Raw genomic sequence first — 21,881 nt, 5'->3', positions numbered from 1 at the left:
ATCAGAGGGAGTGACGTAGTACGCCCCGCACAACTGCTCCACCCGCAACGACAACCGGTTTCGCCCCGCCCCGCAGCAACGATGCTGTTGCTGCGCGACACGCACCACGAAGGATCGCCCGCCATTGAAGTGCTGATGACACGGCGTTCGGCGCAAGCGAGCTTCGCGCCAGGCGCCCTCGTCTTTCCAGGCGGAGCGATCGATCCGTCCGATACACAAATCGCCGAAGGCGTACCACGGCGCGTCGCGCAAGACGATATTCAAACAGTTTAGGCCGTCGCCGCGATCCGGGAGACGTTCGAGGAACTCGGCGTGCTGCTCGCACGACGACGTGACGCCACCTTCGTCGAGTCTCGCGATATCGCGAGACTCGACCGTCACGCGGCGATCGCAGCACATTGCACGCAGAATGCTGCTAACACTCGCCGTCGGCGGCGCTCGAGCGCCACGCCGCAGGCGATTTCTCGATGATCTTCCCGACCGTGCGCACGCTGGAACGCCTGCGCTCGTTCGACTCGGTCGAAGCGCTGTTCGCGGCGTGTGCAAGCGAAAGCTCACTGTGGCGCAGCTGTCCGCGCGGCGGCCTGAAGGCAGGCGCGGTCGTGCGCTGCATGGAAGGTGATCCCCCATACGGGGAACTGCGCCTCGTCTGTCCTGACGACCAGGTGCTACACGCTCTCGACTGGCGAACGACCGAAGCCGTCCCACTGCTCAGAAACGTAATGCGCGTGACCACGGCGAACGGCGGCATGATGACGGGTCCGGGCACCAATAGCTATGTTGTCGGCACCGCGACGGCCGGCTTCATCGTGATCGATCCGGGGCCAGCGAGCGCGCGCACCTTCAACGTCTTTTCGCGGCAACCGGTGGCGACATTCGCATGATCGTCTGCACGCACTCGCACGTGGATCACGCGCCTGGAGCACGGCCACTGCAGGCCATGTGCGCGCACAAGCCGCCAATTCTCGGCGTGCCGTCCGGACCGCTCGCCCGGGCAAGCAGCCATTTCGTCCCCGATCGTGAATTGCGTGACGGCGAATTGCTGGTGCTCGCGGACGATGCCCACACGCATCGATTGCTGGTCGTCTCGACGCCGGGGCACGCAAGCAACCACGTGTGCCTCGCCCTTTTTGAGGACAGACTGCTATTCAGCGGCGATCACATTCTGAATGGCAGCACATCGATCATCGATCCGCCGGACGGCAATGTGACTGCGTATCTGACGTCTGTGGACCGATTGGACGCGCTTTGCAGCGAACGCGAAATCGACTTCATTCTGCCGGCGCATGGGTACGTGCTCGACCGCGCGTGACCAGATCGCCCGCCTCAAGGCCCACCGTCTCGCCCGTGAAGCGAAGATCGCCGAGGAGGTGAAGGCGCTGCCGAACGGCTCGCTCGAAGACTGGCTGCGTGTTGCTTACGATGACGTTCCCGAAAGGCTCTGGCCCGCCGCGTCGCGCTCGCTGCTCGCTCACCTCGAACGGCTCGACGAACAACGTCATACCTCACAGGCCTGTTCGCGCCCCTAACGCATGCATCCGCTGCCCGCGCCTGTTCGATCCCGGGCGCGGACAACCCTATATTGGACTGCTGTCTTGCTGCGGACTCAACTCTCTTCCACGAGCGCTGCCAGCCGGCCACGAATGAGCGCGCGCGCCTCAATGACCATCCTGCTCACGAGTTCCCCGCAGCTAGGAATATCCTCGATAAGCCCGATTGCGAGGCCAGCCGGGAAGGTTCCGTCTTCGGTATCGCCCGTTTCGTACATACGCTTGCCGCGTTCACCGCTGACGAGCGGCTTGAGGTCCGCGAACGTTGCACCCTCTTTCTGCTCGAGCTCCAACACTTGCTCCGCTACCGAATTCCTGAAAATACGCGACGTGTTCTTCAGCGTGCGAAAGATCAACGCGGTATTGCGCTCATCATGCTCGACGAGCCGGCGCTTGACGTTCTCGTGAATCGGCGCCTCCCGCGTGGCCATGAAACGCGTACCCATATTGATCCCATCCGCGCCAAGCGCGAGCGCAGCGACCATCCCGCGGGCATCGGCAATGCCACCCGACGCAAGCATCGGGATGCGCAGCTTCGACGCTGCCGCCGGCAACAGGATCAGGTTCGGCACATCGTCCTCGCCCGGATGGCCGGCGCATTCAAAGCCGTCCACGCTGACGGCGTCGCAACCCAACGCCTCTGCTTTCAGCGCATGACGCACCGACGTGCACTTGTGAATGACCTTGATTCCCGCAGCCTTGAACGCCGGCATATGCGGCTCCGGATTGCGCCCCGCCGTTTCGATGATCCTCACGCCGTTCTCTATGATCGCCTGCACGTACTCGTCGTACGGCACCGGCTTGATCGTCGGGAGAATGGTCAGGTTCACAGCGAACGGCTCATCCGTCATTGATCGAACCCGGGCGATCTCGTTGCGCAGTGCCTCGGGCGTGGGCTGCGTGAGCGCGGTGATGGTGCCGAGCGCACCGGCATTCGAGACTGCAGCGGCCAGTTCCGCGCGGCCCACCCACATCATGCCGCCTTGAACGATCGGGTATCGAATCCCCAGCAACTCTGTAATGCGCGTCTTCATGTGCTGTTCCCTGTGATGTAAGTGCAACCTGATTCTTCAGCGTACGGCCCGCTCAGCGTCGAGTACGACGGGTGCCACTCGTTTTTATTTGCGAACACCGTGCAATTATATACATTTTATTCATGTTGCCGACACAACTGTGTTGCACACCCGAATGAGGAAGTTTTGTCGCGATAAGGGAATTGAGATGAGCGACAGCGCAATGCCTAGTACTGCTTAAGTTGGCAAGCGAGTAGAACTGCTGGGCACCAGAAAGACAGTTTTTTCTGCGCTTTTCATCTGCCCTTTCTTGATCGTATGCATGATCTCGATGCCGCCCAGAAGAATGCGGGCGCAGCGAAAATTCTTGAGCCCGAGCATGGGTCGCGTGCGACGCTTGATCGCTCGATGGTCCTGTTCAATCAGGTTGTTCAGATACTTGTTCTGGCGGATCCGGATAGGCGTTTCGCGCTCAGCATTCAGGGCCTGCAGCGCAGCCGGATAGGCCCCACTCATATGCTTCTTTCGAATCTCGAGTGGGTGGTTGCCGGGTCAAGTGCGGGCGTCAGCCCGGCGAAGCGAACACTTGACGCGCGTGGCGCAAGTAAGCTGGCATAGGGCTGGTTGCGGCAGAATGCTGCAACCAGCCCTGCAAGACAATGCGAACAATGACGAACCAAACCCAACTCTTTGAGGCGGCCCTGGGAATCAACGCGCCGTGGTATGTGCAAGGCGTCGATTTCAGCACGGAACTGACGATTGCCGTGGACTTTGTCGCGGGCAGCCGGTTTGCCTACCCCGGGGTGCCGGGCGAACACCCGGTGCACGACACGGTCATCAAACGGCTGCGCCACCTCAATTTCTTCCAGTTTGACTGTTATCTGGAGGTACGGGTGCCGCGTGTGCGCTTGCCGGACGGCTCGGTGCGGCTCGTGGAGCCTGACTGGATGGGTAAGCTGGATGGCTTTACGCTGCTGTTTGAAGCGCTCGTGCTGACGTTGTGCCGGGAGATGACATTTGCGGCTGTGGCTCGTCTGGTGAACCTGTCGTGGCATCGCGTGAAGGCCATATGTGATCGGTACGTGGATATGGCCGTGGCCGCCACTGACTTGTCCGAAGTCACTGCGGTGGCCATTGACGAAACCTCGTGCCGACGTGGCCACGACTATGTCTCGCTCGTCGCTGACATGGATGGCAGGCGCGTGGTCTTCGTCACGCCAGGCAAGGATGCAGGCGTCGTCGAACGCTTTGCCCATCACCTGGAGCAACACAACGCATCGCCTGCGCAGATCAAATCGGTCAGCATCGACATGTCCCCCGCCTTCATCAAGGGCGTGGACGAGCATCTGCCCGATGCACGTGTGACGTTCGACAAGTTTCATGTGGTGGCGCACGCGTCCAAAGCACTCGATGGTGTGCGCCGCGAGCAGCAGAAGGCTGATCCTGCACTGAAGGGCATGCGCTGGTCGCTGCTCAAAGATGCTGACAAGCTGAATCTCGCGCAACTGACCGATCTCGAAGCGCTGATCAGCCAGTACACCACCAACCGCACCGCCCGTGCCTGGATGTACCGCGAGCAGCTGCGCGAGATACTCGATCGCAAGCAAATCCATGTAGTCTCCAAGATGTTGCGCCGGTGGTGTAGCAACGTCATGCGTTCCAAGGTCGAGCTCATGAAGGACGTCGCACGCATGATTCTTCGTCATTTCGACGGCATCGTCGCGTGGGCCCAGACGCGCCAGACCAATGGTTTCATTGAAGCGATCAACGGCTTGTTTCAAGCTGCCAAGCGCAAGGCGCGCGGATACGCCAGCTTCAAAACCATGCGGACCGTGCTGTTCCTGATCGCAGGCAAGCTCGACTTCTCGGCCTTCAATCCACATGCCTCGTGAGCCGCATTACCCACTCCACTTTTGAAATAGCCACTCATATCGACCGTCACGGTTTCTGGCTCGCCGTTCTGGCCGATTGACCTTTCGAAGTAGCGCTGGGCTGCCGCCTTGTCACGACGGGCCCGCAGCAGGAAATCGGGTAGTATCGCGATAAGGTTTGCAGCCCAAAGAATGTCTACATGATGAGGAATGCTTATGCAGCCAATGAATAGAAACGGTCGGCCTGAGTCTGGCCGATAGTGCAGTCTTCCATTTAACCCTTGGCGATCATGTGCATCGTCTCCATGCCGGCGAGCAGAATCTGCGCGCAGCGGAAAGACTTGAAACCCGGCATCGGCCGCGTGCGGCGCTTGATTGCCCGGTGATCCTGCTCGATGATGTTGTTCAGATATTTGTTCTGGCGGATTTTGATCTGCTTTTCACGTCCGGCATTGATGGCTTCGAGGGCGGCCGCATCCGCCCCCGCTCATGTCGAGCGTTACGCTTTCGGGTTCGCCGTTCCGGGCGATCGATTTCTCGAAATGGCGCTGTGGGCAGCCTTGTCAGGATGGGCTCGCAGCAGGAAATCGATTGTGCTGCCTGCCTTGTCCACGGCGCGGCATAAGTACTTCCATTGTCCTTTGACCTTGATGTATGTCTCGTCCATACGTCGGCTCTCGCCAACGGGACGTTTGCGACGGCGAAATGCCTTCTCAAGCACCGGTAGCAGCTTGATGGTCCAGCGGTGTACGGTCGAGTGATCGACCGAAATGCCGCGCTCAGCCATCATTTCTTCGAGATGCCGCAGACTCAACGGATACGCCACGTACCAGCGCACGCACGTTAGGATCACATCGAGCGGATAATGCAGGCGTTTGAGCACTCGGGCCACCGCTGGATTTACGGTCGTCATCAGGCTATCGGTCGTTCAGGTTGTTCCGCCATCATAGCCGAACGCGTTGGTGCGACAGAACCAAACTTTTTACACCCTCGCATGCCGTTCAATACCACCTCCCGATACGGCGCCTGCTCCTCGCATCGTTTCAAGATCGGACGTTCCGTTCATTCCAGCAAGGTATCCCGTAACCGGCATAGTTGCGACCGGTCAAGCCCGGCTGTTTCTTCGAGATAACGATCGACCGAGCCGTGGCTTGCTGCCATCGCAGAGAACGCCTCATCCAGGTAGCGCTCCTCGACACCGGCGACCACATCGATGATCGACGCATCGACCATGCCGCCGAAGTGGATCGTCATCGCCCGCACAGCGGATTCACGCAGCTGTTCCCTACAAGCCCCTCCCAGGTACTCGCGATAGATCGTCTCGCGCGAGACTCCCAGCGCATGGAGGACGATCGCCGCCAGAAAGCCGGTTCGGTCCTTGCCTGCCGTGCAATGAAAAATCACCGGCAAACAGTCGCCATCGGCAAGCCGTGCAAACAGTCCCCGCAGTGGCCGGGCAAACGCCGCGGGCAAATTCCGGTAAGTCTGCAGCATCATGCGACGCGCGCCCTCCGGGTTCGGTTCGCGCTTCAGGATTTCGAGTAGTGTCGTGTCCCCCGCACGCAGATCGGCACTGATGTCGATGTGCATCTCCTCCACGCCTTGGTCGTGGAGCCACCGGTTCGGCGCCGCTTTGCGCTCCCCATCGCTGCGCAGATCGCAAATCAGGCGAATCCCCAGTTTCGCGACGATGTCGAGGTCGCGCACGGTCAGCGCTGAAAGGCTGCCCGAACGGAAGATGCGGCCGCTGCGGATGCGACGACCGTCCCGCGTGGGCATTCCGCCCAAATGACGGAAGTTCGGCGCTCCGTCGAGCACAAGATTGGTACTCATATTTTCCGATCATCCCGACCAATACCAGCGTGCCATTCAAATGCAAGTTTCGACGTCTTGCGCGACGCGAGCGACTCCATACGAAATGGAAAGTCGTCGAGGCTCTTGCCGTTGTATCGAGCAACGGGATCGTCTGGGGCAATCACGCCAAGTTGCGAAAGCTCATCGAGAAATACTCTGCGCAACCGGCCAACTGCTTTGGTGTCGAGCACGTCCCGGAAGAACCAGTACCCATCGCGGTCCCACGCCGCCTGGAGGGCCGTGCGATCGTCAAGAATCTCGTTCGATACGTGGAGTTCCTGCATTGCCGGCAGTACGCCAGCATCCAATGTCGCGTTCATCTCGTCTCCTTACTGTTCGCCGCAGTTCGTTCGCGCGGTCGACCGTTCCACCCGTGGATTGGAGATTTAGCTTAAGCCCCGCCAGGCAATAATGCAACTAGTAGTTCCATTATTGCCTGAGCACCAGTCGGATCTGTATTGAACCCGTCAGCCGAACATCAATGCGCTGGCGAGACCGTTCCGTGGTCGAGCAAGCCGCCCCGAAACGCGCAGCGTAAGCTGTGTTCACTGCCTCAGTTTGAAAGCGCGTCTCGTTTATGGCAAAGATGAAGTAGCCGTAGACCAGGTCTCGCCGGTAGTCCTCCCTCGCCACGTCGAACGCAGGAGTTTCGACGCCGTTTGCGGCAAGATGGGCCAGGTAATGCGCAAGCAATGGGCGCTCCCACTTGCGCCGGTCGGCAATATCGAGCGCCGAGCAGATATGGCAGGAAACTTCGAGACTCCACGGCGCACGGCTGACCTGCGCATCGAAGAACCCCGGCTTTCCGTCTGCGGTCACGTAAAGATTACCTAGGTGCGTGTCACCGTGAATCAGACACACCGGCTTGCCTTGATGCGACTCGCCAAGGTGCGTTAGCGCCGCCTCCATCCAATCACGGTCGTGAAGAAGCCGACTAACCGCCGCTCCACGGGGTAGTTCAACATAGTGCCGCCATACTTCAGGCACAAGATAGCGACGCATGTAGTCGAGCGACCACCCCGAGAAACGCTCCCCGACCCAACCGTATCGCCCGGTTTCGGCGAATTCCGGACTGTCCCACGTTTGAGCGTGATAACGCGCCATCGCGACAAGCCGCGCGGCGACGTCGTCATAGCCTGCTGAACGCTGTGCGTGACAAAACGTGACTCCGCTCGCTCGCAGATCCTCCATCACGACGATCGATTGCCAGCCAGAAGGATCGGTGCCCGCATAGAAGCACCGAGGCGTGTTCATATCGATGAATGGCAGTACGTCGCGATAGAAACGCATCTCGTTATGGTACATATCTCTCATCAACGGGCTGTGCTCTTCGAATCCCCCCTTGACGATCATCCGCGCAGGCAGACCGAGGTCGTTTCCCGTACCGTTGTACTCAAGCAGAACACGCACCTTCGTCGAGGTTCCCGACAAGACGTCCTCGCATATCAAGCGGATGACCTCGACACCGGGATAGCGAAACTGAAGCGCCGCCGTCAGCCACTTCGCGGAAATTTCATCGACCGACACCGGCAGTCTCATGTCGCTTGCAACAATTAGCGCGGACAAGGTTTACCCCCCTTTTAGAATTTTCAGTCTCTAGCCCATCAACTCGAACACGTCGTGGTCGAGAGCGGCCATCGCGAAGCGAGGTACAACCGCGCAGTTATTGATCTCGGCCTGCCATTCAACGGGATTCACCAGCCAGAAGTACAGCCCGTACACGAGATGCCGTCGATACGCATCCCATGCTTCGTCGAAGGACGGCGGTGTCGCAACCCCATATGCGGCGAGTCGCTCGAGGTAGTGTGTAAGCAGCGAGCGTTCCCATTTCGGACGATCGGCGATATCAAGTGCGGACACGAGAAAGTATGTGAAATCGTGCGCCCATGGTCCGCGCCGATACGATTGCCAATCGAGAAAACCCGGCGTGCCATCGCGCTCGAAATACAGATTTCCCAAGTGCACATCGCCGTGTAAAAACGTCATCGGGCCCAGCCGATCGAACGAACGCAGATTCAGCAGCGCTCGCTCCATCCAGCCACGGTCATGGAACTGTCTGGGAATCGCCGCCCCTCGCGGCAACTGGGTGTAGTGGGCGAATACATCTGCTTTTAGTTGCCCCCAGTGATAGGTGCCGGCCTCCCCCTCCGGCAATGGGTCCTGTTCCGCCAGCCAGGCAAGCTTACCGCCTGCAGCGAGCGCGGGCGCACCCCAGTATTGCGCGTGAATTCGGGCTTGGGCGTCGAGGTTTGCGGCAGCCTGCGCGTACGACAAGGTGTTCTGTACACGGCAGAACGTCACGTCGCGTTCCGCAAGATCTTCCAGAATGACAATCGATTGCCCATTCGAATGGTCGGTCGCCGAGAAGAACGCGCGAGGAACGTGCACCGGCAATTCAGGCTGCACCTCCTCGAAAAAGCGCGCCTCGTACTCGTAGATATACGCATTCAGATGTCGATATTCGGGGACAAAACCGCCCTTGACGATCAGAGACCGCGGCAAGCCGGCTTCATTTCCACGCGCGTTGTATTCGAGGTGAACACGAAGCTTCGTTGCTGTTCCGTAGATGACGTCCACCAGTTTCAGCGACGCGATCTCGACACCCTCGCAACAGGTCTGGAGTGCCCGCGTCAGCCATTGCGCAGTCACTTCGCTTACGTCGACCGGTAACGGCGACGACTTGACATGGCCTTCGCATTCCATTTGGTTTCCTGAATGTATTTATCTTGTAGCGCCCCGGCACGCGACCGCCTACAGCATTGAAAATAGACCGCATTGTCTAAGGACATGTCGCCGCATCGTCGCGCGCCGAGTCCAACGTTGACAATATGGGGAAAACCACACGACGAAAAACGTTGCGTTTTTTGAATGACGTGCATATAGTTGCATTCGAACGCAGATACTTTTTTGGCAGAAATCCAGTGGATAACTCGTCAGAGCTTCGGTTTGAGGCCACTTCGTCGGACCGCGGAACTCGGCAGCGAAAGTACGTTGATGTTTGACGATCCGGTGCTGACATCCTCGACGATCGAGATGGGCCGCATGCGTCCAACTGGTTGCGTGTTTTTTGCAGCTGGCGGAATCGGTTGAAAGGCCCACCGGGCTTGGGATTCCAGCAGCCTGACACGAATCGGCTAGAATCCCGATGCTTTGAAGGTCGAAATGGCCGAAGGCCAGTCGTGGCAAGGGATTCCAACGAAATTAAACGTTGAAGAGTTCGAGCATTTTGTCTGGCCACATCTGAGCAAGGGTCGTCGCGGACCGGCGCGAAAGCTCAGCGCGCATGCGATTTTCAACTACATCCTAAAGGCGCTCTATCTCGGCTGCCAGTGGAAGGAGTTGCCCATCGAGAAGGATCGGCACGGCCATCATGAGATCCATTACACAGATCTATCGCGCCTTCCGGCGCTGGCAATCGGACGGATGCTTTGATGCCATTTTCGAGGCGTCGGTGTTCAGGCTTCACTGCGACGATCGCTTGGACACGCGCATCATCCATGGTGATGGCACCACGAGCGCGGCGAAGAAGGGAGGCGACAACCTCGGCTTCAGCGGCCACAAGAAGGTCAAGGGCTGCAAAGTCGTCGCCCTGTGCGACCGCAATTGCAACGTGATCGCGCCGTTTGTCAGTGCGCCGGGCAATCGCAATGAATCGCCGCTGTTGCGAGAAGCGCTGCCGCGGCTCACGCGCATCGTCCACGCGCGGTCGGGCTCGAGCTGCGGGGAAGCGTCGTAAGCCTGGATGGCGTGTACGGCTGCCGGCGCAACCGCAAGGCCATTTTCAATCGCGGCATGGTGCCCAACATCAACCCGAATGAGCGTAAAAGAAAGAACCCCAGACTAGGCCGCAAGCCGTTGTTCAATCCGGCTATTTTCGCGGTCAAGCGACGAACGCGGCCCATGCTGGGGTTCAAGACCTTCCGCTGTGCCCGGATCCTGCTGGCCGGCATTGAGATTATGCACATGATCGCCAAAGGGCAGATGAAGTGTGCTCGCGGAACCCATCCGTCCGCCACGGATTAATTCTACAACCTCGCAATATAAGCAGTACTTCGCATGTCGATTCCGGTCGCTCTTTGAGCCTTACCGCGACAAAGCCCGCTGCCGTGCCTATCCAAGGGGAATGAAATTTGGTGCGCGTTTTTCTACGAAGCTCTTCACGCCTTCAGCGAAGTCCTGCCGATGGCCTGGTTGATGGCCAAGTGCCTTGGCCCGATCTTCGGCGTCGTTCAGGGACACGTCCCAATCGGAGTTGACCTGGAGCTTGGCGTCGGCCATGGCGATGGGGGAGCACCAGGTGGCTAACTCCTGGGCATAGGCAAGGGCGGCGGACATCAGTTCGCCATCGTCGCAAATACGGTTCACCAGCCCAATGCGCTCGGCTTCAGCGGCATCAAACTTGCGTCCGGAGAGGATCAAGTCCATCGCGCGGCCGTGGCCAATCAGGCGCGGCAGCAGCCAGGAGGAACCGTATTCTGCATTGAGGCCTCGGCGGGTGAACGCGCAAGTGAATACTGCGCTACGGGCTGCAAAGCGCACGTCGAAGTGCAGCGCCTGAATCAGGCCGAAGCCTGCACACGCGCCATTGATGGCGCCGACGATGGGCTTTCTGATGCTCATGGCGTGGGTCATGCGGCGACCTTTGCTGGGCATGCGTTTGGCGCCGCTCGCAGACTGAGCCAGCACTTCCGCATCCATGCCGGAACAGAAGCCGCGCCCGGCACCGGTGACCAGGATGGCGCGCACCTCTGGGTCGGCATCGGCCTTGTCCAGCAGGTCGAAATAGAGATCACCCAGGTCATAGGTCCACGCGTTAAGGCGTTCCGGACGGTTAAGGGTAAGGATCAGTACGTGGCCGTCGAGTTTGCGAATGACCTCCGGTTCGCTCATATGAATTCCCTTGAGTTCGTTCTTTAAGATTTTGCCCATGGCATAGTCGATGTTGGAGACGCCGAAAATGGTCGTCTCCTTGGTCGCCCCTCCAAGGCGAGGAAGCGTCCTTCGCCATCGCCCATCTGCGGCAGGCGCTCCTCGCCGTAGTGAGCCTCCGTTGCCCGTGGCACATCCGGCTGACAGGCGCTCAATCCTCGTCATTCACCCAGCGCACGAAGCGATGCAAGGGATAGAATCCATCGTGGGCGAAGCCCGGTCCAGGGCCGAGGGCCTTTCCTAATGTGACTACGCGCTGCACGCCGGCGGAAGCGAGCAGGTCGCGTACCTCTGCCTTGCGTTCAGGTGGATAGACGCCCACGGTTTGGGTGGCGACATTGACATATCGGATTGCTTCCTTCAGGGAACGAACGACTACTACGTTGACGATCTTGCCATCAGGGTAGAAGTCCACAGGTTCGTGGGAACGAATGACCAAGCCTTTTCCGTCGAACTTTCCCCAGACCCGGTAGTCGGGCTCGAAGTCAGCCAGCACCTCGATCTGCTCACGTAATTCAGAAGGGACTTCCGGACCGACGACGGAACAGGTCGGACGTTCAACGCCGAGCTGCTGCTGCAGTAGTTCGCAGTAACGGTCAATTTCCTCCACGCTGCCTTCGATATACTGGATGCGGCTGGATACGCAAGCTTGCTGATTAAAGGGAGTGGCATCGGTGGCACCGGCCACTGCGACTTCGTTCAAAACCGTACTGGAGATGAAAGCTTCGCGGCCGATCATGGAGATGGATGTCTTGGGGTCGAAAGCCACCAGCTCAAAGCCAGGACCGATGTAGTTTTTCGCGCTTCTCAGGGCGCTTTCGCCACCCCAGGCCACCAGCTTGTCAAAAAACTGAGGCCTGAACAGCATGCTTTCCACCCTCTCGTCGCCGCCGCGCCAGTAGACTGCCGAGAAGGAGCGTACCACCGGATGCCTCGGAGCCACCTCGGCCATTGTGCGCAAAATGGCAGTGGCGGAAAAAAGATCATTGGAAGGCAGCTTCAGCAGATTTACGCTTTTGGTCAGTGCGCCGCGAACAATCGAGAGAGCAGCCACGCCGGGGGCATTGCCCGCAAGGATGTGCACCAGACGTGGCGAGAAGGCCCGTATGCGGCCGATCTGCCCGGTGCCGGAGACAATTTCCTTCCAGCCGTCCAGCACCTCAGGGCCGCCCAGCTCCTGTTCGATTTGGGCGTCGAAACCCCCACGGGTGAAGGCAAAGCCGAGGGTGGCGTAGGCTCGCTCCAGAACACCCGCGTCGAGTGTGCTAACCCTTTTCAGTTGTTCGCAAGCTTCGGCGAGCAAGCCGCTTGGATCTTTTGTCAGACGCTCGCCAGTGGCGACCAGCAGGTCCTTGATTTCGGCCAGCGGCACGTCAAATGCAGGGCCCGGTTCAGTGCGCGGCCAGGTGAGAGTGTCGAGATCCAGATTCGGAGTAGCGAAGCGTGCATGGGCCGGGCCGTATTCCATAGCACTACCGGTGACGATGTCGCCCTTGATGAAGTGGGAAACTGAAACTTTCATGGTTTAGGCCTGCAGTGAACTGCGGACATAGGAATCGATGGTTCCGGCGCACCCGATCTTGTCTTCCTCACCGACATTATGGAAGCGGCTGATCTCCGGTTTCATGTAGGCGCTATGGCGACCGCAGGGACAGTTGCCGGAGAAGTTCATGGTTACCTTATCGCTGCTGATCATGCCGCCCCAGCGACCTTCCTGGCCCATATCAAGGAAACTGAAACGCCCAGTGGCTTCTCCGCTGCTGGTATCCACCAGATTCACGCCGCTGCCGTCGAACAGAACCGGCATAATCCAGGGAGCCTGATGATAGTTGCCGGCTTCGCACTTTGGATAGCTGAAGGACATCTCGGACATGCCGAATCCCTCCATACGCCGCACGTTGCCGAAGAACTTGAACAGCTCTTCGTACCAGTTTGGGACCAACTCCACGCCCTTGAGGCCGCCTCCACTGGAAATGACCGTCTCGGGATGGAACTCACCGTCTTTGACGCCCATTTCCCGTGCCCTTTCCATCACTCGCCATATCTGTAACCAGGGGCCAGTAATATAGAGCGGTTCATGCCGCAATGCGATGATCATTTCCACCATTTCGTCGAAACGCGCTTTGTTGCGCTCGGCCTGCTGTTTGTTAGCCTGCTCGAAGCCGGCAATGTCTTTGGGGGTGGCGCTACCATCGGCGATGGCGCGGCGCAAACTAGCCATGCGTGTAACATCCACCAGGCGCATGGGTTCGTCGCTGAGGAAGTGACACGAATCGGGGCGAGCGAACAATTCGGCGGCGGTATTAGCGGCAATCATGAACATATAGGGACCGCGACGCGGCCCCATCATGAAGAAGTGCCTCGTCTGTTCAGGCTTCAGCGGTGTGGGCCATGCCGTCGCATGGGTGTAGCAGCGCTCATAGAACGCCAGGTCGCGTGCGGTGCGGTTGAGTACCGACACCTTGCCCGAAGTGCCGCTAGTCGTGTTGGCCAAGTGGCCGGCAGCCCAAAGGCGGTCCAGCCACTCGTCGACGTTGGCCACGCCTTCCAGTTCCACATTGGACAGCGATTCTACGGAGAGGGTCTGCAGCCAGCGCGTCATGTGCTTCCACTGGCCCTTTTCCATGAAGGCTTGCGGATAGGACTTATAGTTCGTGTGGGCGAACAGCACCTTGGCAATGTCTTCGATACCATTGATAGACTCGACTCCCATTTCCTTGGCGCGCTTGTCCAGCACCGATACCTGCTGCCGTCGCATAGAGAAATATTCCTGCGCCGCTTCCAACTGCAGCGGGAAAATTTTTGGGTGGGGCTGATCGAAGCCGTCCTTCTGGACGACCATGTCGAGCAGCTGTTGTCTTGCGGTGGTCATTGGATCTCCTCGTTGTATGGTGGCAGCTTGCGCCGCCATACGTTATTTCCCAATAGGAATGGAGGCGGGCTGAAGCCGGGCTTCAGTCGAGCTTGCAATCGGAGTCGAAGGCGACGGCGAGGCAGAGGTCTTCGTATTTGTCAAATTCAGCGCTCACCGAGTCCAGCTTCTGCCGCAGCCGGTCGATGGCATCCTGGCCCAGTGGCATGCGCAGTGGCGGGTTCTCCATGCGGGCGAGCTTGATCAGCACTTTGGCGAGGCGGCGCGGATCGTTGGGCTGGGTTCCATGGCGGGCGGTCATGCGGTCAAGCGTGGAGCTGACGGCGGTCTTGGCGTAGTCGCCGATTTCCGCCTTTGGTTTGACCAGGGAGCCGCCGGCGAAATCGGTGCGGAACGAGCCAGGTTCGAGAATAGTGACCTTGATGCCGAGCGCCGCCACGTCGAGGGAAACCGATTCGGAAAAACCTTCCACCGCAAACTTGCTAGCGGCGTAGAAGCCAAAGCCCGGCGAGGCGGCGAAGCCGCCGCTGGAGGAGGTATTCATGATGTGGCCGCGCGTACGCTGGCGCATGTAGGGCAGGAAGGCACGGGTGACCTCAGCCATGCCGAAGAAGTTCACCTCGAACATGGGGCGGTACTCTTCGGGCGTGGTTGTCTCTGCCGGGCCGAGGACGCCGTAGCCGGCGTTGTTGACCACGACGTCCACGCCACCGGTGGCGCGCTCGGCATCGGCCACGACTTCGCGGATACGGGCGGCATTAGTGATGTCCAGGGTGTACCCAAAGGCGGTCTGCGGGTATTGGTCCAGCAGGGGCTTGATGTTGGCCACGTCGCGGGCGGTGACGACCACGCGGTCGCCATCGGCGAGAATCACTTCGGCGAAGGCGTAGCCCATACCCTTGTCGCAGCCAGTGATGAACCAGGTTTTCCTGTCATTCATGGTGGATTCCTTCAGATGAACAGATGCGAGACTGTTTTGACGACGGTGTAGCTCTCAACGCCCTCAGCGCCACCCTCGCGACCGTAGCCGCTGTCCTTAATACCCCCGAAGGGAATACCGGAGGTTGAGACAGTGAGATGGTTGATGCCCACGGTGCCGCACTCAAGGCGGCGCGACAGCATCTCCGCAGTGTTGGCCGAACGCGTGAACACATAGCCAGCCAAGCCATAGGGCAGCGCATTGGCGCGGCCAATGACGTCTTCCAGATCGGTGTAGCGATTAATAACTGCCAGCGGACCGAAAGGCTCCTCACGCAGGATACGGGCGGCGTCGGGCACGTCGGCCAGTACCGTGGGCTGGAAGAAGCAGCCGCGATCACCAATGCGCTCGCCGCCCGCCACTACACGGGCGCCCTGGGCTACGGCGTCGCCTACCAGTTCCTGCATCGCGGAGAGGCGTTTGGCATTTGCCAGCGGGCCCATCGTCACACCCGGCTCAAAGGAACTGCCGACCTTCAGCTTGCTCACCTCGGTAGTAAAGGTAGCGAGAAAACGATCATAGACCGCGTCTGCCACCCAAAAGCGCGTTGGGCACAGACAGGCCTGGCCGGCGTTGCGATACTTCACGAAGGCCAGCTTGCGTGCAGCATCCTCAACGTTCGCGTCCTCGCAGACGATCACTGGCGCATGGCCGCCCAGTTCCATCACGCTAGGCTTCATCTCCGCCGCAGCAAGCTGGGCAAGGTGCTTGCCCACGTGGATCGAGCCGGTCAGCGTCACAAGGCGCACGACGGGCGAGGCGATCAGGCGCGTGGAGATCTGCGCCGGATCGCCGTACAACAGCGTGACAACGCCCGGCGGCACCCCAGCATCGACGAAACACCGTACCACCGCGGCGGTGCTGGCCGGCGTCTCCTCGGCCGCCTTCAAGATGAGCGAGCAGCCCGCGGCGAGCACACTGCCGATCTTGCGGCAGGGTGTGAACACTGGTGCGTTCCAGGGAGTGAACGCGGCGACCACGCCGATGGGCTCACGTGTGACCATCAGGCGCAGGCCGGGCTCGGAAGGTACGATGCGACCGTAGACACGGCGCCCCTCGGCAGCATCCCATTCCAGAATTTCAGCCGCGCGCATCACATAACTCTTGCCCTCCTCGAAGGGCTGCCCCTCCTCCAGGCAAGCGATGCACGTGATTTCGTCGCAGCGCTCGCGCAGCAACTGTGCTGCCCGGTTGATGATCTCGGCGCGCTTGATAGGCGGCACCGCACGCCACGCCTCGAAGCCGTTTTGGGCCGAGGCAAGCGCCCGGTCGATGTCAGCGTCGCTAGCTATCGGCAAGGCGCCCAGCACGCTGTCGTCCGCTGGGTTAATTACAGGCCGGGTGCGGCCGTCGCTGGCAAGCGTCCACTCGCCGTCAATGTATAAACGTGGTGCAGGGTAGGCCAATGTCATGGGGTCTCCTGAAGGGAATCGGTTCAGACCGATCACGCGAAGTTATAAGTGTTCATACGATCTGTCGTTTCCCGGTTTCTTCGACTTACACAGTTGGCGATCCAGATGAAACTGGATCTTCGCCCCGCCCTTCCGGCTTCGCTTCGCCCGGCACGACCAAAGCGGGGCTGAAACGGCTCAGCGCAGCGTGAGCAAAACGTCCAACGCCGTCACACCCTCGGGCGTGACAAGCACAGGGTTGAGATCCAATTCGCCCAGGCGGGGTCCGGCCGCCGCACCGAAGCGGGAGACAGCCGCGATGAAGCGGCACAGTGCTTCGCGATCCACCAGTGCCTTGCCTCGGACACCGTTAAGCACTACGCGGGCGCGCAGATCCTCGATCATGCGGCCGGCTTCCGCCTCTGTGACGGGCGCCCGCCGCAGTGAAACGTCCTTTAGCACTTCGATGAAGATCCCGCCCATACCGACCATCACCACCGGGCCAAAAACCGGATCCTGATTGAGGCCGACCACCATCTCCACCGCATCGCTGTGGCCGATCATCTTCTGCACCACGACACCATCAATCCGGGCTTCGGCGTCGTAGCGGCGCGCGTTGGCGACCACATGCTCGAAAGCTTCGCGCACCGAGGCCGCGTCGCGCAGCGACAGCACCACGCCCTGAGCCTCTGTCTTGTGCAGGATCTGCTGCGACTCGATCTTTAGCACGACCGGGTAGCCCAGGCGCTCAGCCGCGTCGACCGCCTCGTCAGCGTTAGTGGCCAAAGCCAGAGGGGCGATCTCGATGCCCTGGGCCGCCAGCAGTCCAGCGGCGATCACGGTGTCCACTGCGCCGGCGGCGGTGGGCAGCGACAAACCGGCGCGCACGACCTCGACCTGACCCGCTGCGATGCGGCGTTGGGCTCTGTCGGTGTCCCAATGGCGGCGCATCCCGGCGTAGCGCACGAGGGCAGCGACGGCAGCGACCGCCGGCTCGGGGCCGCGAAAGACTGCTACCTGCGCTGCCGCGAGGCCCTGCACCGCGGCCTCGGAGGCTCCGGTCCAAGCCAGCACGAAAGGCTTCTTGGCGCGGGCACGCAGATCGGCGAAGGCTTGTACCATGAAGTCCACTTCGCGAGTCGAACCCATCCACGCGATGCCCACGTCGACATTGGGATCGTTGAGCACCCGCTCGAAGGCATCGCAGATCACGCCCGGGTTGAACATGCCCACGGCGGTGACGTCCACCGGGTTCGCCACCGAACCGAACTCTGGCAGGATGCCCTTGAGCGCTGCGGCGGTTTCTGCGCTCAAGTCGGGAATGCGCAGGCCTTGCTCGAAGGCATGGTCTGCCATCAGCGCGCCGGCGCCGCCGGAACGGGTGAGAATGCCGACGCGCGGCCCCTGCGGCAACGCGCCATCCGAACAGGCGTAGGCAAACGCATTGGTGTAATCCAGCAATTGCTCGTCGCTGCGCGCACGCACGATGCCAAACTGGCGCGCCACACCATCGAACACGTTTTCTGCACCGGCCAGCGAGCCGGTGTGTGATGCCACAGCCTTGGCGCCAGCATCGGTACGGCCAAGCTTGGTCAGCACCAAGGGTTTGCTCAAGTCCAACGATTGCTGACCCAGGGCCACCAAGCCAGTGCCGTCGCGCACGCCCTCGATGAAGCCGGCGCCCACGCTGATACGCGGATCGGCGATGACCTCTCTCATTATTTCGACGAAACCCACATCGGACTCGTTGCCTGTGGTCACGAGGTAGCCCACATGCAGGCCCCGTGCCTTGCCTACCCCCACGGTTGCTGTGCCAAGCGCTCCGGACTGCGTGACCAAGGCGATTGGGCCGCCCGGGGTAGGACCGAGCGCGAACTGGGCGAAGGAGGCCATTACGTTGTCGAAAGTGTTGACCAGCCCCAAGCAATTCGGCCCCAGTAAGCGCACCCCGGCCTCGCGCGCGGCTTGCTGCAGTTCACGCTGGCGCATTGCGCCTTCCTCGCCCACCTCAGCGAAGCCGGAACTGAATACCACTGCCGCGCGCACGCCTTTGCGACCCAGCGCGCGAATGTTCTCGATCACGCGGTTATGCGCAACCGTGACGATCGCGAGGTCGACCTCGCCGGGGATATCTTCTACTGTGGGGTAGCAGCGCAGGCCAGCTATTTCGGTGTACTTGGGGTTGACTGGATAGATCGCGCCGCGGTAGCCCTTGTCCAGCAAGGCCTTCAGTGGAATGCCATTGAGCTTGCGGAAGTCCTCGGAGGCACCGAGGATGGCGATGGCGCGTGGCGCCAGCAGCGGAGTCAGCGAGGAAACCGGGTGAGTGCCCATGTTCAGGCTTTCTTTTGGGTTAGGGTCATCAGTTGGCGATATTCGTCCGAGTCGCGCAACACAGACATGTGAGAGGAGACCATGTCCAAGTGCGCGCCAAGACTGAGCTCCAGTCCCTGGTAGACGCTACGCTTGAACATGCGTACTGCGTTGCCGGGACGTGCTGCCAGGCGCCGTGCCAGATCCATCGCTTCCGGCAATAGTTGCTCGTCTGGCAGCGAACGCAGCACCAGGCCGATGGCCTGCGCTTCCTGGGCTTCGATCAACCGACCGGTCCACAACAGTTCCAGCGCGCGCTGCACACCGACGATACGTGGCAGCAACCACGCGCCACCATTACCGGCCACCAGGCCGATGTCGATATAGGTTTCGCCTACGGTAGCCGAGGCGGCCATCAGGCGCAGGTCACACATGAGTGCCATGTCCAGTCCGGCACCCCGTGCGCTGCCATTGATCGCGGCGATCACCGGCTTGTCGATGCGCAGCATCGCATGATGGATCTGGTGGACCACCTGCATCAGGTATTCCTTGCGCTGCCATCCGTTCTGGCTCGCGCGTTGCTCCATCGCACTGTTGTCGCCGCCGGCGCAGAATGCCTTCCCTGCTCCTGTGAGCACCAGTACGCGAGCCCGTTCGTCAGTGGCAAACTCGAGCAGACGCTGATGCCAGGCTTCAATCATTGCGGTGTCGAAGGCATTGCGCTTGTCAGGGCGGTTGAGCGTAAGCAGCGCGACACCGTCGGCATCGACCTCATACAGCAGAGTGGGGGCTCGTGTATCCATGGATTCAGTAACTGGAAGCGAAGTTCCTATATCGGAACGATGTTCGTAATTATAAATACGCGATATTAATGTGGTCAACACGCGATGCGTCAAATCCTCCGCCCCGACCGATAAACCGGTCGAGCGGCTCCGCATTGCTGAGTGTTAGGAATGGTGACCGGGAGGCTGCTGCTTAATATCTGACGGGATCAGCCTCTGGCCGGTGGCCGAGGCGGCCCGACACGGTGCCGGCCGCACGACACACTTCTGCCACCCACTGGTCGAGGTGCTGCAGGGCCCGCTCCTTGGGCGCGCCGAGCACGATGGCCGCCACGGCCTGGCCGTCGCAATCGAACACCGGGGCTGCGATAGCGCAGCGGCCCACGGTCGCCTGGTCAATGTTGATGCAATACCCCTGGGCCCGCACCCGCTCCAATTCGGCGCGCAGCGCTAACTCGGTGATAAGGGTTTCTTCGGTGTAGCGTTCCAGCTTGATGGCCTTGATCACCGCATCACGTTCGGAGTCGGGCATGAAGGCCAGCAGCACTCTGCCGCTTGAAGTGGAGTGCAAGGGGCGGCGCTCCCCAATCCCGGCGGCGAAGCGGATGCGGTGCACGCTCTCCATCTTGTCGATGTAAAGGATAGCCGTATGGTCGTCGGACAGTGTGGCAAGCAGTGTTGCTTCGCCTGTCTCTCGGGAGAGACCTTGCAGTTCGCTGCGCGACACTTCACGCAGATCGAGCTCGCCCCGCGCTTGATTGCGCAGGCTCAGTAACTGCACACCCAGGTGGTACACCCCACTGTCATCGTGGGTCAGATAGCCGCGCTGGTGCAGGGTGCGCAGCAATGGCAGCAGACTGCTTTTAGGTGCTTTCAGCAAGGCACTAAGTTCATGCAAGGCCAGGCCGCGCCCCGAGGCGGCAACGACTTCGAGGATATCGAGTACGCGGCCGGCCGTGCGATGCCCCGTGTCGGAAGGTGTTGGTGTTGACATATTGGAACTCATAGTTAGACTCTGATAGCGTACCTCATTTGGAATCGCGTTCGTACATATGAACAACGAGGATTGCTAAAATTGCCCCGAACGAATCCTGATTCGCGTTTGAAAGCTCCGATTAAATCCGCACACTTATACGACCTGTCCTCATGACACGACAACCTGCCCTCATGGCCTCGCATCCCTATGACAGCCACACTGAAGAGCGCGGTATGCTGCTCGACGCCGCCGAACGCGCCTTTGCCGACCTCTGCACCCAGGAAGTGATTACCCGTGCAGAGCAGGGTGAATGGCCGGCTGCCCTTTGGCAGAGCCTGGAAGATCTCGGCTTCACTCGGGCGGTGCTGCCAGCCGCGGCTGGCGGCTCCGAGTTTGACCTCGCCGATGCAATGCGGTTGGTGCGCGTGGCCGCACGCCATGCCGTGCCGGCGCCGCTAGGCGAGACGATTCTGGCTGCCTGGTGTCTGCACGTGGCGGGTTTCGAGGTGCCGGAAGGCCCGCTTGCCTTCGCGACAGGCTCACCCCCCAGCGCCGCGCTGTGCCTGAGCCGGCCGAGCGCTGATCAAGGTTTTTGGCAGCTCGACGGCACGCTGCGCAACCTGCCCTGGGCAGAACAGACGCGCGCCCTGATGCTGCTGCTTCCCAGCGATGAGGGCCTCCAGGTGCTGTGTCTTCCTCTGGATCATGCTCACATGCGCACGCGACGCAACCTCGCGGGAGAACCGCGCGGCGAGCTCACCTTCCAAGCCTTGCGCCTGGACGACGCTGCAGTGCGTCCCTGGCCCGCCAGCGCGCCGCGTATCGACCACGCCTCGCCCGCCGTTGTGTTAGGTGCCCTGCTGCGTGGCCAGCAGCTCGCCGGTGCACTGGAGCGCGTGCGCGATCTCGCCGTGCGTTACGCCTCCGAACGCATCCAGTTTGGCAAGCCGCTCAACAAACTGCCGGCGGTGCAGCAGAATCTGGCCATCGTCGCCGGCCAGTCTGCCGCTGCCATTGTCGCCGCCGACATGGCGCTGGACGCCCTCTCGCAACCGGATGCCGACCTGACAAATGCGGTGGCCCTGGCCAAAATCCGCGCCGGCGACGCCGTCGACCTGGCTGCTCGCCTGGCGCACCAGGTGCACGGCGCAATGGGGTTTACCTATGAGCACCAGTTGCATCTATATACACGGCGTTTGTGGGCTTGGCGCGACGAATGCGGCCACGAGCGCTACTGGGCGAAATTAATCGGCCAGCGTATCGCGGCGCAGGGCGCTGATGCGCTCTGGCCCTTCGTCACGCAGGTGGCGCAACTGTAATTTTTCCTGATCCATGGCATGCCCCAACAACA

At 60.6% G+C, this 21,881-nt stretch carries 17 protein-coding genes and 4 pseudogenes; 6 read left to right on the top strand and 15 right to left on the bottom strand.

Annotation, left to right across the window (positions count from 1 at the left end; translation table 11 throughout):
- Positions 1–1,529, top strand: a pseudogene (locus OKW43_RS21415) (MBL fold metallo-hydrolase).
- Positions 1,530–1,606: 77 nt separating this feature from the next.
- On the opposite strand, the gene OKW43_RS21410 reads toward OKW43_RS21415, so the two are convergent.
- Together OKW43_RS21410 and OKW43_RS21405 are read right to left on the bottom strand one after the other, a co-directional pair.
- Positions 1,607–2,584: an NAD(P)H-dependent flavin oxidoreductase gene (locus tag OKW43_RS21410; RefSeq protein ID WP_187639321.1), complete on the bottom strand. Its 978-nt coding sequence runs from the start codon at positions 2,582–2,584 to the stop codon at positions 1,607–1,609.
- A 223-nt stretch (positions 2,585–2,807) separates the two neighbouring features.
- Positions 2,808–3,076, bottom strand: a pseudogene (locus OKW43_RS21405) (DDE-type integrase/transposase/recombinase); the annotation flags it as partial.
- A gap of 155 nt (positions 3,077–3,231) precedes the next feature.
- On the opposite strand from OKW43_RS21405, the gene OKW43_RS21400 reads away from it, so the two are divergent.
- Positions 3,232–4,455 carry an ISL3 family transposase gene (locus OKW43_RS21400; RefSeq protein WP_133665288.1) on the top strand — a complete coding sequence of 408 codons (1,224 nt, stop codon included), beginning with the start codon at positions 3,232–3,234 and terminating at the stop codon, positions 4,453–4,455.
- Between the two features lie 253 nt (positions 4,456–4,708).
- Here the strand turns inward: OKW43_RS21400 and OKW43_RS21395 are convergent.
- The 5 genes and pseudogenes from OKW43_RS21395 to OKW43_RS21375 form a co-directional block, all read right to left on the bottom strand.
- A pseudogene (locus tag OKW43_RS21395) lies at positions 4,709–5,347 on the bottom strand (IS6 family transposase).
- A gap of 149 nt (positions 5,348–5,496) precedes the next feature.
- Positions 5,497–6,252: a tyrosine-protein phosphatase gene (locus OKW43_RS21390; protein ID WP_429449664.1), complete on the bottom strand. Its 756-nt coding sequence runs from the start codon at positions 6,250–6,252 to the stop codon at positions 5,497–5,499.
- Positions 6,253–6,263: 11 nt separating this feature from the next.
- Entirely contained in the window at positions 6,264–6,608 is a 345-nt protein-coding gene (locus tag OKW43_RS21385; RefSeq protein ID WP_429449661.1) for a hypothetical protein, read from the bottom strand.
- A 109-nt stretch (positions 6,609–6,717) separates the two neighbouring features.
- Positions 6,718–7,815 carry a phosphotransferase gene (locus tag OKW43_RS21380; protein WP_429449659.1) on the bottom strand — a complete coding sequence of 366 codons (1,098 nt, stop codon included), beginning with the start codon at positions 7,813–7,815 and terminating at the stop codon, positions 6,718–6,720.
- A gap of 69 nt (positions 7,816–7,884) precedes the next feature.
- Positions 7,885–8,991, bottom strand: a complete 1,107-nt coding sequence (locus OKW43_RS21375) for a phosphotransferase family protein (RefSeq protein ID WP_429449657.1) — start codon at positions 8,989–8,991, stop codon at positions 7,885–7,887.
- A gap of 459 nt (positions 8,992–9,450) precedes the next feature.
- On the opposite strand from OKW43_RS21375, the gene OKW43_RS21370 reads away from it, so the two are divergent.
- From OKW43_RS21370 to OKW43_RS21360, 3 genes and pseudogenes are all read left to right on the top strand, one after another.
- Entirely contained in the window at positions 9,451–9,720 is a 270-nt protein-coding gene (locus OKW43_RS21370) for a hypothetical protein (RefSeq protein WP_246530484.1), read from the top strand.
- 46 nt (positions 9,721–9,766) lie between these two features.
- Complete coding sequence (locus tag OKW43_RS21365; protein ID WP_429449655.1) at positions 9,767–10,024, top strand: hypothetical protein; 258 nt, start codon at positions 9,767–9,769, stop codon at positions 10,022–10,024.
- Positions 10,025–10,164: 140 nt separating this feature from the next.
- Positions 10,165–10,311 (top strand): annotated as a pseudogene (locus tag OKW43_RS21360) (IS6 family transposase); the annotation flags it as partial.
- A gap of 87 nt (positions 10,312–10,398) precedes the next feature.
- Here OKW43_RS21360 and OKW43_RS21355 read toward each other — a convergent pair.
- The 8 genes from OKW43_RS21355 to OKW43_RS21320 all read right to left on the bottom strand — a co-directional run bounded on the left by OKW43_RS21355 (position 10,399) and on the right by OKW43_RS21320 (position 20,548).
- Positions 10,399–11,217 carry an enoyl-CoA hydratase-related protein gene (locus OKW43_RS21355; RefSeq protein WP_222945891.1) on the bottom strand — a complete coding sequence of 273 codons (819 nt, stop codon included), beginning with the start codon at positions 11,215–11,217 and terminating at the stop codon, positions 10,399–10,401.
- A gap of 151 nt (positions 11,218–11,368) precedes the next feature.
- Complete coding sequence (locus OKW43_RS21350) at positions 11,369–12,739, bottom strand: acyl-CoA reductase (RefSeq protein ID WP_429449653.1); 1,371 nt, start codon at positions 12,737–12,739, stop codon at positions 11,369–11,371.
- Positions 12,740–12,742: 3 nt separating this feature from the next.
- Entirely contained in the window at positions 12,743–14,089 is a 1,347-nt protein-coding gene (locus tag OKW43_RS21345) for a hypothetical protein (RefSeq protein ID WP_429449651.1), read from the bottom strand.
- An 82-nt stretch (positions 14,090–14,171) separates the two neighbouring features.
- Complete coding sequence (locus OKW43_RS21340; RefSeq protein ID WP_187639222.1) at positions 14,172–15,029, bottom strand: oxidoreductase; 858 nt, start codon at positions 15,027–15,029, stop codon at positions 14,172–14,174.
- Between the two features lie 11 nt (positions 15,030–15,040).
- Positions 15,041–16,480, bottom strand: coding sequence for an NAD-dependent succinate-semialdehyde dehydrogenase (locus tag OKW43_RS21335; protein ID WP_429449648.1), 1,440 nt, complete (start codon positions 16,478–16,480; stop codon positions 15,041–15,043).
- A 177-nt stretch (positions 16,481–16,657) separates the two neighbouring features.
- Entirely contained in the window at positions 16,658–18,793 is a 2,136-nt protein-coding gene (locus OKW43_RS21330) for an acetate--CoA ligase family protein (RefSeq protein WP_429449646.1), read from the bottom strand.
- Positions 18,794–18,795: 2 nt separating this feature from the next.
- Positions 18,796–19,575, bottom strand: a complete 780-nt coding sequence (locus tag OKW43_RS21325; RefSeq protein ID WP_187639219.1) for an enoyl-CoA hydratase/isomerase family protein — start codon at positions 19,573–19,575, stop codon at positions 18,796–18,798.
- Positions 19,576–19,747: 172 nt separating this feature from the next.
- Positions 19,748–20,548 (bottom strand): IclR family transcriptional regulator, encoded by an 801-nt coding sequence (locus tag OKW43_RS21320; RefSeq protein WP_187639218.1) that lies wholly within the window; start codon positions 20,546–20,548, stop codon positions 19,748–19,750.
- A 173-nt stretch (positions 20,549–20,721) separates the two neighbouring features.
- Here OKW43_RS21320 and OKW43_RS21315 point away from each other — a divergent pair, with 173 nt between their 5' ends.
- Positions 20,722–21,849, top strand: coding sequence for an acyl-CoA dehydrogenase family protein (locus OKW43_RS21315; RefSeq protein ID WP_281394093.1), 1,128 nt, complete (start codon positions 20,722–20,724; stop codon positions 21,847–21,849).
- Positions 21,850–21,881 lie beyond the last annotated feature (32 nt).

Source organism: Paraburkholderia sp. WC7.3g (genome assembly GCF_050436345.1).
GTDB classification, from domain to species: domain Bacteria; phylum Pseudomonadota; class Gammaproteobacteria; order Burkholderiales; family Burkholderiaceae; genus Paraburkholderia; species Paraburkholderia podalyriae.
The sequence above is the reverse complement of the archived record's forward strand: the minus strand, read 5'-3'. Positions and strand labels throughout refer to the sequence as shown.

What these genes read in the sequence shown, in the direction of transcription:
- OKW43_RS21340 (WP_187639222.1), bottom strand. Translation starts at nt 15,029, where the DNA reads ATGAATGACAGGAAAACCTGGTTCATCACTGGCTGCGACAAGGGTATG.
- OKW43_RS21370 (WP_246530484.1), top strand. Translation starts at nt 9,451, where the DNA reads ATGGCCGAAGGCCAGTCGTGGCAAGGGATTCCAACGAAATTAAACGTT.
- OKW43_RS21355 (WP_222945891.1), bottom strand. Translation starts at nt 11,217, where the DNA reads ATGGGCAAAATCTTAAAGAACGAACTCAAGGGAATTCATATGAGCGAA.
- OKW43_RS21385 (WP_429449661.1), bottom strand. Translation starts at nt 6,608, where the DNA reads ATGAACGCGACATTGGATGCTGGCGTACTGCCGGCAATGCAGGAACTC.
- OKW43_RS21330 (WP_429449646.1), bottom strand. Translation starts at nt 18,793, where the DNA reads ATGGGCACTCACCCGGTTTCCTCGCTGACTCCGCTGCTGGCGCCACGC.
- OKW43_RS21325 (WP_187639219.1), bottom strand. Translation starts at nt 19,575, where the DNA reads ATGGATACACGAGCCCCCACTCTGCTGTATGAGGTCGATGCCGACGGT.
- OKW43_RS21375 (WP_429449657.1), bottom strand. Translation starts at nt 8,991, where the DNA reads ATGGAATGCGAAGGCCATGTCAAGTCGTCGCCGTTACCGGTCGACGTA.
- OKW43_RS21315 (WP_281394093.1), top strand. Translation starts at nt 20,722, where the DNA reads ATGGCCTCGCATCCCTATGACAGCCACACTGAAGAGCGCGGTATGCTG.
- OKW43_RS21320 (WP_187639218.1), bottom strand. Translation starts at nt 20,548, where the DNA reads ATGTCAACACCAACACCTTCCGACACGGGGCATCGCACGGCCGGCCGC.
- OKW43_RS21350 (WP_429449653.1), bottom strand. Translation starts at nt 12,739, where the DNA reads ATGAAAGTTTCAGTTTCCCACTTCATCAAGGGCGACATCGTCACCGGT.
- OKW43_RS21410 (WP_187639321.1), bottom strand. Translation starts at nt 2,584, where the DNA reads ATGAAGACGCGCATTACAGAGTTGCTGGGGATTCGATACCCGATCGTT.
- OKW43_RS21400 (WP_133665288.1), top strand. Translation starts at nt 3,232, where the DNA reads ATGACGAACCAAACCCAACTCTTTGAGGCGGCCCTGGGAATCAACGCG.
- OKW43_RS21335 (WP_429449648.1), bottom strand. Translation starts at nt 16,480, where the DNA reads ATGACATTGGCCTACCCTGCACCACGTTTATACATTGACGGCGAGTGG.
- OKW43_RS21345 (WP_429449651.1), bottom strand. Translation starts at nt 14,089, where the DNA reads ATGACCACCGCAAGACAACAGCTGCTCGACATGGTCGTCCAGAAGGAC.